A 13,464-nucleotide genomic window follows, 5' to 3' on the forward strand; every position below is an offset into this window, starting at 1 on the left:
TGGCCCGGGGTAACCCGGGCCCTTTACAGGCATAAACACGCGAACAACGGGGTCTTCCCAAGGGGCATTTTATGATTCGGCCTTATCTCAAGGTCACCAAGCCGGGCATTATCATGGGCAACCTGATCTCGGTGGCCGGCGGCTTCTTTATGGCCGCCCGCGGCGATATCGACTGGTCGCTGATGTGGGCTACCGTTATCGGGCTGTCGCTGGTGGTGGCCTCCGGCTGTGCCGTGAACAACTGCATCGACCGGGATATCGACGCCCACATGCGCCGCACTCGCAACCGGGTGACCGTGACCGGCGAGCTGCCGGTACGCACGGCGCTGGTTTACGGGCTGGTGCTGGGCGTGCTCGGCTTTGGCCTGCTGGCCTGGTTCACCAATGCCGTGGCGACCGGCTTTGCCGCCTTTGGCTATGGGGTGTACGTTGGCTTTTACAGCCTCTGGCTGAAGCGCGCTTCTGTGTACGGCACCCTGGTGGGCAGTCTGTCCGGGGCCGTGCCGCCGGTGGTGGGCTACTGCGCCGTTGCCGGCCAGTTTGATGCCGGTGCCGCCATTTTGCTGCTGATGTTCAGCTTGTGGCAGATGCCCCATTCCTACGCCATTGCCATTTTCCGCTATGAGGATTATGCGGCTGCCAACATTCCGGTGCTGCCGGTGGCGGAAGGCATCGCCAAGGCCAAACGGCAGATCGTGCTTTATATTGCGCTGTTCTGCGTGGTAACGGCGTTGCTGCCGCTCAGTGGTTATACCGGCCTCACCTTTATGACGGTGGCCTGTGCCACCAGTCTGTGGTGGCTGGTGATGGCCTTTAACGGCTATCGCCGGGGGGCCGAGGAGCTGGGCTGGGCCCGACGCGTGTTTGTGCTTTCCATTGTTACCATCACCGCCATCAGCGTGACCATGGCGCTGGACTTTCGGGCCGCGCCCGACGCCTGGCTGGCGATGAATTTTTAATTTCTTTACCGGTTCTCTCCCATTTGGCCGACACGGCAGCCGCCGTCTCGGCCCTTTTTTCAGAGCGTCAGAATGCGCTCGTATTCCCCGATATTCACCTCAAAGTCCGTGGTCTGGCGCAGGTAATCGCGCATGGCTTCCAGGGCTTCCGGTTCGCCGTGTACCAGCTCGATGGCCGTGCTCGCCGTCAGCTCGGAGTCCGCTAGCCATTGCCCCAGCTCGGCATAGTCCGCATGTCCCGACAGGCCGTGCAGCCGTTCCACCCGGGCCCGGTTGTCGAACCAGTCGCCGTGAATGCGCACCTTGTCGCAGCCCTGCAACAGCTTGGCGCCCCGGGTGCCGCCGGCCTGGTGACCGGTGAGCAGCAGGGTGGTGCGGTGATCTCCCAGCAATCGCTTCATGTGATGAAGAATCCGCCCGCCGGTGACCATGCCGCTGCCGGCGATAATGATATGAGGGTACACCTCGTCGGCCAGGGCCTTGGAGTCCTCCACGCTGCGCACCAGGGTAATGACCTGCCCCATGCGGTGGCAGTCGGCCCGGCTGAGGCGGTGCTGATCCACGAACCGCTCGTAAATTTCTCCCACCTCAATGGCCATGGGGCTGTCGAGAAACACCTTGAGTTTGGGAATGCGCTGTTCATCCATCAGTCGCACCAGCAGGTGTTGCAGGGTCTGGGCCCGGCCCACGGCAAAGCTCGGGATCAGCATGACGCCGCCGGCGGCCACGGTGTCGTTGACCAGGGTGGCCAGCTGCTCGAGCGGGTCGCCAGGCTCGTGGCGGCGATCGCCGTAGGTGGACTCCAGCAACAGCAGGTCCAGCGCCGGCAGCGGCCGGGGCGGGCGCATAAAGACATCGTCGGGCCGGCCCACGTCACCGGAAAAACCCACCTTTTTGCCCTCGCACTCCAGGATCAGGCTGCCGGCGCCGAGAATGTGCCCCACCGGTTGCAGCCAGAAGCGCATGTCGCCCACCTCTTTGGGCTGGTCAAAGTCCAGTGGCCGGAACAGTTGCATGCTGTGCTCGGCGGTTTTCCGGTCGTACAGGGGCTCGGGTTTTTCATGCTTGCTCAGCCGGTGCTTGGCCAGATAACCGGCGTCTTCTTCCTGCAGGTGACCGCTGTCCGAGAGCAGAATGTCGCACAGCGCCTGAGTGGCCGGATGGCAATACACCGGGCCCCGGTAGCCCTGCTTGTAGAGCACCGGAATATAGCCGGAGTGATCCAGATGGGCGTGGGTCAGCACAATGGCGTCGAGCTTGTCGATATCCAGGGGCAGTGGCTGCCGGTTGCGCCGGCGCAGCCACTTGTAGCCCTGGTACAGGCCGCAGTCCACCAGAATCTGCCGGTGGTTATGGCTGACCAGAAACTTGGAACCGGTCACCGTCTGGGTGGCGCCGAGAAAGGTGATTTTCATATGCCTGCTCCTGCCTGGTTGTCTGGAAAGGGGGAGGGGTCATCGGTCAGCCCGGCCAGCCGCCGTGCCGGGGCCAGCAGCAGTGGAGTGAGGTCCAGCCCGTTGGACGGGTGGGGCACCGAGTTGCTGGTAATCAGCCTTTGCACGCCGGCCTGGTGCAGCCGGTCTTCAATGCGGTCGGCAAACAGGCCGTGAATGGCGGCGCACTCAATATGTTCAATGCCGGCGGCGGCAAGCGCATAAGCACACTGCAGCATGGTGCGGCCGCTGGAGATCACATCATCCACCATCACGGCGCTGTGCCCGCGCCAGGCGGACAGGTCCGGCAGTTGAATGTGCACGTCTCTGTCGCCCCGGCGCTGCTTGCTGCCCACCACAAACGGATGGCCGCTGGCTTCTGCCAAGGCCGACACCCACTGCTCGCTTTCTGCATCGGGCCCCACCAGCAGCAGGGGCTCGGGGCGGGCGCCGAGCCAGTCTGCGAGCAGGGGAGCGGCGTGCACCGCAGTCGCGGGAATGGTGTAAACCTCGCCGAGGGCATGATAGCGGTGCAGATGTGGATCCACCGTCAGCAGCCAGTCGAAGCGTTCCGAGAGCAGCCGGGCAAAACTGCGGGAGGTGACGGCTTCGCCGGCATGAAAACGGGTGTCCTGGCGCATGTAGCACAGATAAGGCGCAATCAGCCCTACCCGGCCGGCGCCCAGCTCCTTTAAGGTCTCGCACAAAAAACACAGGGGCAGCACGCGGTCGTCGGGGTGAGACAGGTCCGCCAGTATCATCACGCTTTGCCCCGGCTCAATGGTGGAAAGTATCCGCACATAACTTTCGCCATCGGGAAAGCGGCGATATTCCAGCTCGCCCGCCTCGGCGGGCAGGCTTCGGCACAGGGGCGCCAGCAGGGAGTGACCCTCGGGAAACGCGAACAACAGCGGGGTCATGGCGATTCTCCAATCATGAACAGATCGTGATTGTGCTCATAATAGTCGGCGGCGTAGTCCAGCTCGCCCTGGCTGTCGGCATAGAGGGTAAACAGCGGCTGGCCCATGGCCATGGCCTGCCCCAGCTTGGCGTGCAGCCGCAGCCCGGCGGCAGGGGTGTTGGGGGCCCCGGCCAGCTTGGCCAGCCGGGCCAGACGGCGGTTGTCCATGGCCAGCAGGGTGCCGCTGTGGCGGGCGCCCAGTTGCAGCGAACAGGCCGCCTCGGGAATGGGCTTGAGCCCGCCCTGAGCCTCGCAAATACGCTGGAACTGCGTCCAGGCCTTGCCCGAGTCCAGCAGCTCCCGCGCCTGTTTGGCGGTGTCATCGAGGTTGCTCTTGCCCGCCATGTTCAGCAGGTTGCCGGCCAGCAGCAGGGCCCGCTCGCGCAGATCGGGTGGGGCCTCGGGCTGGTTCTGCAGCACCGCCAGCACGTCTCTGGCTTCCTCGGCCGGACCTATGCCATAGCCGATGGCCTGCTCACCATTGGTGATCAGGCAGCGCACGTTCAGTTGCAGTGCCCGGCCCACGGTTTCAAACAGCCGGCTCATGGCTTCGGCTTCGGGCTGGCTGCGCACCTTGGCGGTGGGGCCCACCGGTATGTCGATCAGGGCATGGGTGGAGCCGGCGGCGATCTTCTTCGACAGCACTGAGGCCACCATCTGGCCGGTGCCGTCGATGTCCAGCGCCCGTTCAATGCGAATGAGCATGTCGTCGGCCGGGCTCAGGTTAACGGCGCCGCCCCAGGCCAGGCAGGCGTTGGCCTGGCGCACAGTGGCCTGGATTTCGGCCAGATCCAGGTGCACCCGGGTGAGCACCTCCATGGTGTCGGCGGTGCCGGCGGGCGAGGTGATGGCCCGGGACGAGGTTTTGGCCATGATCAGGCCCGCGGCGCTGGCAATGGCCACCACAATCGGCGTGGTACGGTTTCCGGGAAGGCCGCCAATGCAGTGTTTGTCTACCAGCTGCAGCCGCTTTGGCCAGCTCAGCTGTTTGCCGCTGTCCACCATGGCCCGGGTGAGAGCGATAATTTCATCGGTATTGAGCCGCTCCACACAGGCGGTCAGAAAGGCGGCGATCTGCATGTCGGAATAGCGGTGCTGGCTGATGTCGCCGATAATGTCGTTCATTTCCCGTTTCGACAGGGTATGGCCGTACATCTTTTTGCGCACTGCGCTCATGGAATGCAGCACCGGGCCGTGGCGCACCGTGACCATCTCTTCACCGGTTAGGGCCAGGCGCTCCCAGGCGATGCGGGAAAATCCGATATGACGGGCCGGCAGCACCTCGTTGGTGACCACGTTCAGGGTGGCGATCAGGCTGCGATCCCCCACGCAAACCTGAATACGGGTGTTGGCAATAAAGCCCTCGGCCCGGCACACTTCGCTGTCGGCGCGAATAAACACCACCGGTTCCTGGTGAGTGTCGATGCCCATTTGAATGGCAAGCAGGGAATGAACGGCAGACACGCTGATGATCCGAAAGTGAGTGGTGCTTAAAGCCTAGCCGCCGGCCCGAGTTTTCGCCGTCTACACTTTGGCAGGGTTGCCCTGTGCAGGAGGGAACATATGTCATGCTGAGGCCCCGCGTTACCCCCAGCCGGTTATTGCACCAGCACCAGCCACTGAACGGCGACAGCCTGGGCGTGCTGTGCTGGAACACTCAGAAGCTGACCCAGGATGCACGTTTTCATCACAGTCTGACCATGCTGACCGAACGCTATGCCACCAGCCTGCTGTTGTTGCAGGAAGCCCGGCTGGCACCCATGGGAGAAGCCTGGCTGGATGGCTGGTCCTGGGCAGTGTCCCCCAACATGCAGACCCGGGCGCATCTTTTTGGGGTGCTCACCGCCGGGCGCTGCGCCTTTGACGACGTGCTGCCGCTGCTGAGCCAGAGCCGGGAGCTGCGCTTTGCCACCCACAAGAGCCTGATCCTCACCCGTCATCCACTGCCTGGTGACGGCTCCCTGCTGGTGGTCAACATGCATGCCATCAACTTTGTGCACGCCGGGTTGTTTATGAACGAGATGGAACTGCTGCGGGCCGAGCTGCTGCGCCACACCGGCCCCCTGATTGTGGCCGGCGACTTTAATGTTTGGAGCCGCCAGCGCCGGCTTTATCTGCGCCGGTTCTGCCGGGCCACCGGTTTGCGCCAGGCGGTGATGGAAAATGCCCACCATGTGAAAAGCTACCTGCGCCAGCCCCTCGACTTCATCTTTTACCGGGATCTTTATCTGCGTTCGGCCGAGGCCATCAATATGCCCGGCATCTCGGATCACAACCCCATCTACGCCCGCTTTTTGCTGTAAAGCGTGTCTGCTCACAGCCACTCCCTGTGGAATGGCTGCTTTGGGCTCGTTTTTCGCCGTGATTATTTGGTTAAAAAAGTTACCAAATCGGTGATAAGTCCCAAGATGACAGGGTTTGACCCAGCACAATTCACTTTTTTTGCCCGAAGGGTCAGGTTTTATCTTCTGCGGTGCATTGGCTTGTCGTGATCACTGATTTCATCTGTAACCAATGTCGTAAAAATTGCGCGGTTTCACACTTTGGATACAAGATTATTGTGTTTTGTATCCAATTTTTTCGAGTGTAGGATTTATCCCGTTCGCAGCCAACGACCTTAGGGTCACTCTTAATGCGAACGATTTTTCGCAGTGGTCACGCAAGCGCGGGCCAATACATAAAATACAAAATAAGAAGGTGTATAAAATGCAAAAAGCCAAATGGGTAATTTCTGCTGCTGCTCTGGTACTCGCCGCTTCCGCCAACGCCGGTTTCGGTGGCAGCTACTCCTACGACAACAGCTACAGCAACGACTACGCCGATGTTGAAGTTAACAAGACCGTATCTGAAGACGGCTCCGTGTCTTTCACCAAGACTGTGACCAAGGCCAACGGCGAAACCTACAGCTACACCGTTGACAAGCAGGTTAACGACGATGGCACCGTGACCATCAACAAGAACATCAACGGCAACGAGTACTCTTACAAGAGCTTCTACCGTTAATTCACCGTCACTGAGCTGACGGTTCAAGGAGGGTGCTGATAACAGCACCCTTTTTTTCATGTTTTTCCGGTAACAGTTATGACGCGCGCAATCCTTTCCCTTCTTTTTTTCACCAGTTCGGCCATGGCGGTCACCTGGAATACCGACGATCACCAGCAGGTGCTGGAGCTGCATGGCAAAATCCAGCAGGAGTTCGGTGCCTTGCGGTATCAGCCGGGTTACAAGGCGGAATCCTTTGGCGGCGATACCATGGCCTCGCTGGGGCTGTCCGGTGCCGGACGGCTGAACGCGGATCTGATCCTGATTGGTGAACTGAGCTGGGATCTGGTGAACGACTCCCGTTACGGCGACCAAATTTACTCGGACGAAGCCTGGCTGGGGGTGCGCATCAAGGATGATCTGGAGCTGACCGTCGGGCGCAGTGACAGCACCTTTAACCAGCTGCGGGACAAGACCGATGTCTTTAATCTGTTTGGCGGCAATGCCTATGCCTATCTGGTAGACGGCACCCTGGATGATCACCTCAAGCTGACCTGGGCCAGTGATGGCTGGGATCTGCGTGCCGGCTATGCCTTTAACGATGCCAATAAACAGGACAACAACGATGATACTAAGGCCCAGTATGGCGGCTCTTTGGGCTATCAGGCGCAAAATGGCCTGGGTGCCGTAGTAGCATATGAGAACAAGCGGGAAGGCGACCCGAACAGCGATGTCAGCAATATGGCGGTGGGGCTAAGTTACCAGACGCCTGGCGGGTTTTATGCCGCCGTGACCCGGGGACGCACCGATTTTCAGAATAACTGGCAGGTGTTTTCCCTGAAGGATAACCGCCTGTACAGCATGAGAAGGGTGGATTACTGGGAGTCGGTGCTTTCCTATTCCTATGAGAAAGTGGCGTTCGGTGTGGGATACAGCCGGCAAAGCATGCGCGAGAATACGCACCTGCACTGGGTGGATGAGTATATTTTTGCCACCGAGTATTACCTGATGCCCAAAGCCAAGATTTATGCCGAGTTTCTGCTCAACAATATGGATGATCAGGACAATCTCTACGGCGTGGGGCTGCAGTATTACTTCTAACCCAGAATAATATGGGGCAGGTAGCGGGACAGATCCTGAGTAATGGGGCTTTCGTCCTCGCGCATGGCGATGCCGGCGGGGGCGTCGTCCACCAGCCAGCTGCCCACCAGGGCGTGGCGGCCGCCAAACACCGGCAGCGGATGCCAGGCCTGAATAATAAACCCTTCCTCGCCGTAGGGGCCGTCCACCTCGGCCACCACTTCGCCGTGGCGCACGATGCGTATATTGGCGCCTTCCCGGGAGAACAGCGGCTTTTGTACGTATTCATGCAGCTGCGAACGGGCGGGATCGTCGCCGAAATAGGCGGGTAACAGATTGGGATGGCCGGGAAACTGCTGCCACAGCAGCGGCAGCAAGGCCTTGTTGGAGAGCACCGACTTCCACATCGGCTCCAGCCAATTCACCCGGCTGGACGTCAGATGGGCGGCGTACTCTTCCTCAAACATGAACTCCCAGGGATAGAGCTTGAACAGCCAGTCGATGGTGTTGTCCCGGCTGTCGGTCAGCCAGCCACCTTTCCCCAGGCCGATGTCTTCCACAAACACAAAGGCGGTATCGAGCCCGGCTTCCCGGGCACAGTCTTCCAGATACTGCACCGTGCCCCTGTCTTCATCGGTGTCCTTGCAGCAGGCAAAGTGCAGGGTCTGGCCGGCATGCTCCGGTGCCAGGGCCCGAAAACGGTTCACCAGCCGCTCTTGCAACAGATTGAACTGATCCGCATCCCGGCGCAGCCGGCCGGCATCCACGTTGTCTTCCAGCCACAGCCACTGCCAGAAGGCGGTTTCAAACAGACTGGTGGGCGTGTCGGCGTTGTTTTCATAAAGCTTGGCCGGGCCGCGGCCGTCGTAGGCCAGATCCAGCCGGGAGTAGAGGCTGGGATCGCGCCTGTGCCAGGAGTCGGCAATCTCCTGCCAGCGGGCCTCGGGCAGGCCGCAGCGGCGCAGCAGTTGCTCGTCGCGCACCACCCGGTCCACCACTTCCAGACACATTCGATGCAGCTCGGCGGTGGGATCTTCGATGTCCCGCTCTATCTGGGCCAGGGTGAACTGGTAGTAGGCGGTTTCGTCCCAGTAGGGCTCGCCATACATGGTGTGAAAACCAAAGCCCAGTTGCTCCGCCTGCGCCCGCCAGTGCGGCCGCTCCTTGTGGCCGACCCGCAGCATCAGCCGCCCCAGCCCCGGGACCGGCTGCTTGAGCGCTTGCTGCTGCTCCAGCTGCTCTTGGCCTGGGCCGAAGAGCCAAAGCCGCCCCGGGAGATGGTGCGGGTGACCTTGGGTTTGGGCTTGAGGGCCTCCCGGCTCACCGGCATGCGCTTGCCATAGCTGGCCTTGCCCAGCCGGTAGCCGCCCGCGGTAGTCCAGTGGCCGTAGTAGGGAGAGTAGGGGTTGTAGGAGGTGTACACCGGACGATGAATGTAGCGGTTCTGATCGAGCAGGCGGCCAAACATGAAACCGGCCATGGCGGGCATAAACCAGTTGTTGCCCTGATATTGGTAGGGCACGCAGTTGCCGCCGCCGAAGTCGGCTTCACAGTCATGCTCGCGGTTATATTTGGGCGCAGTATCGGCAGATTCGGCCAACGCCTGCTGATAGGCGGCCCGGCATTGTTCGGCCTGTTCCGGGTGGGCATTGCTGCAGTCTTCCGGTGACTGATAAACCTGCACCTCGGGCTCGTTCTGGCCGCAGGCGGTGAGCAGCACGGAACCGGCGATGGCGGCACCCACCGGCTTGCCGATGCGTTGGGTCATGCTGGTTAACAGCTGGCGTCGGGAGCGTTTCATATTGCCTCCTCAGTAGGTGATGCAGGCGGCGTTGAGCAGGCCCACGGCCACCGACAGACCACCGACCACGGCACCGGCGGAGACCTGACCGTCGTTAATGCGCTCGGCCACTTTGGGCAGGAACACCAGCCGCACGATGGCAAAGGCCAGCAGCTGGGCCACCAGGGCAACAATGCCCCACACCGCGAAGTCGAGCAGCGACACCGAGTTGGCGGCGGCACTGGCTACCGCCAGCGAGAAACCGACAAAGGCCCCCACCAGTGCAATGGCCGCGGCCAGGTTTTGATCTTCCTTGATTAACCGCCATTCGTCATAGGGGGTGATCAGCACATACAGCCACTTGAACAGCAGCAGCATGATGATGGACATGGCGAAATACAGTACAAAGGGGCCCAGGCCCGCAAGAGAAGTTAGCAGAGCGTCCATGAATATCCTTTTATTCCGTTGGAAAACAAGTTGTCTGTGGTTGCGGAGTTCGTCGGCCAAATGGCCTGCTCCTTCGACACGCCGTAAACCCATCCGTGGGGGCTCCACTGCGCCATCCCTGGCGCAGAGGGTCGACGGAGCAGTTCCCTTTGTCCTCCTGGTCGGCAGTTGTCATGCTCGCCAATGAACATCAGCTTACAAACCGGAAATCGGTCGGGCCCAGATCGATGCCGGTGGCCAGCACCAGACTGTGCTCGGCCCGGTGGCCGGCGATCTTTTCCTCGCCGGCCACCATCAGCATTTCGGCCTCGTCGTTATCCAGCACGCGCTCATAGAGCATCACAAACTGATCGGTATCGCTGCGGCTACCGTTTTGCAGCCAGGTGGTTTCGGTCATGGCCACGGGTTTGGTGTTGTCCCAGGCCTTGCTGAACGTTTGTCCGTCCAGATCCCACTCGGGCTGCACCAGCTCCTGCTCCAGCAGGCGGTTCCAAGCGGCATCGCCATCCACCGGACGAGTCTGATAAAAGTACCAGAGCTTGACCTCGGCCACGCAGTCGTCGCTGGTGCCGCCGCTCAGCAGCACCTGCACAAAGCCGTCGTCGTCGGTGTAAAAGCGCAGCAGCTGGTGGCTTTCATCGAGCATGACCCGGCCCACCGCCTGAATGATCTGAGTGCTGGCGGCCCCCTCAAAGGTGACCTTGTCTTCCAGCAGCGACAGCCGCAGGGCATCGAGTTCAATGCCGCCGCCCAGGCGCAGCCCCAGCACTTCCGGGGCCGGCTCACTCTGAGAAGCCGGGGGCTGCATTTTCCTTTTCAGCCAGTCGAACATGTTATTTGCCTAAAATACGGGCCAGCTCGTCTTCGGCTCCCGCCGACTGGCTGCCGGTAATGCCGGAACTCTTCAGCTTTTGCTCCAGGGCATCGCCGCTTTCCATGGCGGCGCGCTCGGCGGCCACGTCCAGCTCGGCCTGGCGCTGGGTCTGCTTTTGCTTGATGCGATCCAATGACTCCACCGCGGTTTTCATGCGCGAGTTGGCGCCGGTATGGCGGGATGACACCGATGCCTGGGCCTTTTGCACGCTGTCGGTGGCCTTGACCACGTCCAGTTGCTGCTCCAGCTGGCGCAGGCGGTTTTTGGCGGTGCTGATGTTGTCTTTCAGGGTCTGCTCGGAGGCGGTGAACTGATCCAGATAGGCTTGTTCCGCGTCCTGCTCGTTTTTCAGCTCGCTCACCCGCTGGGCACACTCCAGCGCCAGCTCACGGTTTTCCTTGGCCATGGCGGCCCGGGCATGGTTTTCGTATTCGGCAATGCTGGCGCCAATGGCGTCCACTTTTTGCTGCGCCAGTTTGCGCTTGGCCATGATACCGGTGAGGGATTCGTCGGAGCGGCGCAGCTCCTGCTTGGCTTCACGAATTTCCTGCTCGAGAATGCGCAGGGCCTGGCTGTCGGCCACGGCTTCGGCGGCTTCGTTGGCGCTGCCCTTGATGGCGGTGACCAGTTTTTTCCATACGCTCATGAGGTTACTCCTTGCAGATGCTCCTGATAGAGCTCGAGAAAGGCTTCGGTATTGCGGAACAGGGTTTCCACCTCGATCAGCACGCTTTCTTCCTTTGAGCCCGATGACAGGGCGCCAAAGGCGATGTAGTAGTCGTCGCCGCTGATGTGGCTGATGCCGACCGTGGTCAGGGGAAACAGCTGATGAGTGCGCAGAATGGTGTCGTTAAGAACGGCGGCGTTGGTGACGGCCTCGGCGGGAAACAGCAGGGTTTCGGCGATGATCTGTTCGCCGGACACCGCCAGGTAGGCTTCCAGCCCTTCCTCGTTGGTGATCAGCAGCGAGTTGTTCTCAAGTGAACATTGCCAGCCGTGGCGTTTGGCCAGCAGATCGTGCAGTTGTTCCAGGTTCCAGGACATGGGTTGCTCCGTATTGGTTGGGCCATAACCCAGACAAGATAGAACAAAGATGGTTCCGAAAGCTACCCGAATCAGGGAGTTGTTTCGCCACGAAGAGCGGGGGGCTGCGGTGCTGTTGCTTCGTTTGGCAGGCGCCGGAGCGACCAAGGCGAGGGCCGGGAGACCCTCGCCGGGGATGGCATTAACGAGCGGCTTCGGCCGCGACCTTGCTGCGCGGAGCCTGGGTCACAATGCCCTGCTCATAGGCCATGGCGTGGGCCATGCGCGGGCCGGTCCAGAGCACCGGCAGCAGCAGCAGCGATACCGGGGCCGCGGTGATCACGATAAAGGACTGCAGCGCATTGATGCCGCCTTCGCCCATGCGCAGCAGCACCGCCGCCACCAGACCCATGGTCAGGGCCCAGAAAATGCGCTGGCTGGTACGCGGGGTGTGGTCACCGCTGATGGCCATGGCAATGGAGTAGGCCATGGAGTCACCGGTGGTGGCCACGAAGATCACCGTGAGCACCAGAAAGGCGGGCACCATCAGCTCGGCCAGGGGCAGTTGCTGGGTGACGGCCAGCAGGGCGGCGGGCAGACCGCTTTCCTGCAGCGGACCGGAGACCACACCGGCAGCGGCCTGCTCATAGAAGATGCCGGCGCCACCGATGCTGGAGAACCAGAAGTTGGTGACCAGCGGGGCCATCACCGCCACCGCCATTACCAGCTCGCGCAGGGAGCGGCCGCGGGAGATACGGGCGATAAACAGTGCCATCATGGGGCCGTAACCGATAAACCAGCCCCAGAAGAACACGGTCCACCAGCCCAGCCAGGCGTCGTCCTGACGGTTCAGGGCCATGGGCATAAAGTCCTGCAGGTAGATGCCCATGCCGTTGAGGAAGGCATCGATGATGAAGTTGCCCGGGCCCGCCAGCAGAATAATGGCCAGCAAAATGACCGCCAGCACCACGTTGGCACTCGACAGCCACTGAATACCCTTTTCAATGCCGGTAGAGGCCGACAGGGTGTAAATGGCCACCAGGCCGCCCAGAATCGCCAGCTGCAGGCTGTAGTTATTTTCCCAGCCCAGCAGCGCTTCAAAGCTGAAGCCCAGCTGAGTGGCGAGAAAGCCGATGGGACCTATGGTACCGGCGGCCACGGCAATAATGGAGACCACGTCGGCCAGGGTGCCCAGCCAGTGGGTTTCCACCTTTTTGCCCAGCAGCGGATAGAGCAGGGTGCGCGGGCGCATGGCCAGACCCTTGTGATAGTGGGCATACACCACCACGATGGCGGACAGGGTGCCCAGCGCCGCCCAGGCCAGAAAGCCCCAGTGCATAAAGCTTTGGGCCAGTGCCGCGGAGACCGGTGATACGCCGGATTCGCCGTCGGCAAACAGCGGCGGCGTGGTGACATAGTGATACATGGGCTCGGCGGCGGACCAGAACACACCGCCCCCGGCCAGCAGGGTGCACATGATCACCGCCAGCCAGCGAAAGGTGGAGCTGTCGGGGGCCACATTGCCGCCCAGGCGAATATCGCCGTAGCGGGTCAGGCCCAGCACCAGGGCGATGACCAGGTTGGCCAGCATCCATACTTGCCACAGAGGACCAAATACATCAACGGTCCAGGCAAAGCCCTGGTTGATCCATTGGGTCATCTGTTGCAGGTCAAAAAAGGCGAGGATTACGAAGAGAAGCAGGAAGCCGCCGCTCAGGCTGGCCACCAGCCTTTGCTCGGTAAAACTGAGGTTGGAAACTTTCATCAATTCACTTTGTTCAATGCATGAACGCGCCAATTGTACAGAAAAGGCGCTAAAAAGTGAAATTTAATTAGAATGCAAAACAAACTGCCGGCATGGCTTCGTACGGTAATATCCCTGTAACAGGCGCGGAAAATGCCGGTAACATCTGAATATAAGGCCT

General features: G+C 61.0%; 14 protein-coding genes. 4 read left to right on the plus strand and 10 right to left on the minus strand.

Annotated elements, in window-relative coordinates; all coding sequences use genetic code 11:
* The first annotated feature begins 71 nt into the window (after positions 1 to 71).
* Positions 72 to 959 (plus strand): heme o synthase, encoded by an 888-nt coding sequence (cyoE, locus tag Q9290_RS13490; protein ID WP_306080178.1) that lies wholly within the window; start codon positions 72 to 74, stop codon positions 957 to 959.
* 59 nt (positions 960 to 1,018) lie between these two features.
* Here the strand turns inward: cyoE and Q9290_RS13495 are convergent, their stop codons facing one another.
* Genes Q9290_RS13495 through Q9290_RS13505 form a run of 3 tightly spaced genes read right to left on the minus strand, consistent with a single transcriptional unit; the run spans position 1,019 to position 4,817 of the window.
* Positions 1,019 to 2,374 (minus strand): MBL fold metallo-hydrolase RNA specificity domain-containing protein, encoded by a 1,356-nt coding sequence (locus tag Q9290_RS13495; RefSeq protein WP_306080179.1) that lies wholly within the window; start codon positions 2,372 to 2,374, stop codon positions 1,019 to 1,021.
* Complete coding sequence (locus tag Q9290_RS13500; protein ID WP_306080180.1) at positions 2,371 to 3,312, minus strand: ribose-phosphate pyrophosphokinase; 942 nt, start codon at positions 3,310 to 3,312, stop codon at positions 2,371 to 2,373. The genes Q9290_RS13495 and Q9290_RS13500 overlap by 4 nt, the downstream gene beginning before the upstream one ends.
* Entirely contained in the window at positions 3,309 to 4,817 is a 1,509-nt protein-coding gene (locus Q9290_RS13505) for a thymidine phosphorylase family protein (RefSeq protein ID WP_462806089.1), read from the minus strand. Before Q9290_RS13505 ends, Q9290_RS13500 begins: the two co-directional genes overlap by 4 nt.
* Positions 4,818 to 4,921: 104 nt before the next feature.
* Here Q9290_RS13505 and Q9290_RS13510 point away from each other — a divergent pair, with 104 nt between their 5' ends.
* The 3 genes from Q9290_RS13510 to Q9290_RS13520 all read left to right on the plus strand — a co-directional run bounded on the left by Q9290_RS13510 (position 4,922) and on the right by Q9290_RS13520 (position 7,436).
* Positions 4,922 to 5,656, plus strand: coding sequence for an endonuclease/exonuclease/phosphatase family protein (locus Q9290_RS13510; RefSeq protein WP_306080181.1), 735 nt, complete (start codon positions 4,922 to 4,924; stop codon positions 5,654 to 5,656).
* Positions 5,657 to 6,059: 403 nt separating this feature from the next.
* Positions 6,060 to 6,356, plus strand: coding sequence for a hypothetical protein (locus Q9290_RS13515; RefSeq protein ID WP_306080182.1), 297 nt, complete (start codon positions 6,060 to 6,062; stop codon positions 6,354 to 6,356).
* A 78-nt stretch (positions 6,357 to 6,434) separates the two neighbouring features.
* Positions 6,435 to 7,436: a porin gene (locus tag Q9290_RS13520; protein WP_306080183.1), complete on the plus strand. Its 1,002-nt coding sequence runs from the start codon at positions 6,435 to 6,437 to the stop codon at positions 7,434 to 7,436.
* Here Q9290_RS13520 and Q9290_RS13525 read toward each other — a convergent pair.
* From Q9290_RS13525 to Q9290_RS13555, 7 genes are all read right to left on the minus strand, one after another.
* Entirely contained in the window at positions 7,433 to 8,599 is a 1,167-nt protein-coding gene (locus Q9290_RS13525; protein WP_306080184.1) for a glutathionylspermidine synthase family protein, read from the minus strand. The genes Q9290_RS13520 and Q9290_RS13525 overlap by 4 nt on opposite strands.
* The gene (locus Q9290_RS13530; RefSeq protein WP_306080185.1) at positions 8,599 to 9,216 is read right to left on the minus strand and encodes a DUF1190 domain-containing protein; all 618 of its coding nucleotides are present in this window, start codon (positions 9,214 to 9,216) and stop codon (positions 8,599 to 8,601) included. The genes Q9290_RS13525 and Q9290_RS13530 overlap by 1 nt, the downstream gene beginning before the upstream one ends.
* 9 nt (positions 9,217 to 9,225) lie before the next feature.
* Positions 9,226 to 9,642: a DUF350 domain-containing protein gene (locus Q9290_RS13535; RefSeq protein WP_306080186.1), complete on the minus strand. Its 417-nt coding sequence runs from the start codon at positions 9,640 to 9,642 to the stop codon at positions 9,226 to 9,228.
* A 190-nt stretch (positions 9,643 to 9,832) separates the two neighbouring features.
* Positions 9,833 to 10,474, minus strand: a complete 642-nt coding sequence (locus Q9290_RS13540; protein WP_306080187.1) for a YjfK family protein — start codon at positions 10,472 to 10,474, stop codon at positions 9,833 to 9,835.
* A 1-nt stretch (position 10,475) separates the two neighbouring features.
* Entirely contained in the window at positions 10,476 to 11,162 is a 687-nt protein-coding gene (locus Q9290_RS13545; protein ID WP_306080188.1) for a PspA/IM30 family protein, read from the minus strand.
* The gene (locus Q9290_RS13550) at positions 11,159 to 11,560 is read right to left on the minus strand and encodes a DUF2170 family protein (protein WP_306080189.1); all 402 of its coding nucleotides are present in this window, start codon (positions 11,558 to 11,560) and stop codon (positions 11,159 to 11,161) included. Before Q9290_RS13550 ends, Q9290_RS13545 begins: the two co-directional genes overlap by 4 nt.
* 181 nt (positions 11,561 to 11,741) lie before the next feature.
* Entirely contained in the window at positions 11,742 to 13,304 is a 1,563-nt protein-coding gene (locus tag Q9290_RS13555; protein WP_306080190.1) for a BCCT family transporter, read from the minus strand.
* Between the last annotated feature and the right edge of the window lie 160 nt (positions 13,305 to 13,464).

The sequence above is a fragment of the Oceanimonas aquatica genome (genome assembly GCF_030732065.1).
GTDB lineage: Bacteria > Pseudomonadota > Gammaproteobacteria > Enterobacterales > Aeromonadaceae > Oceanimonas.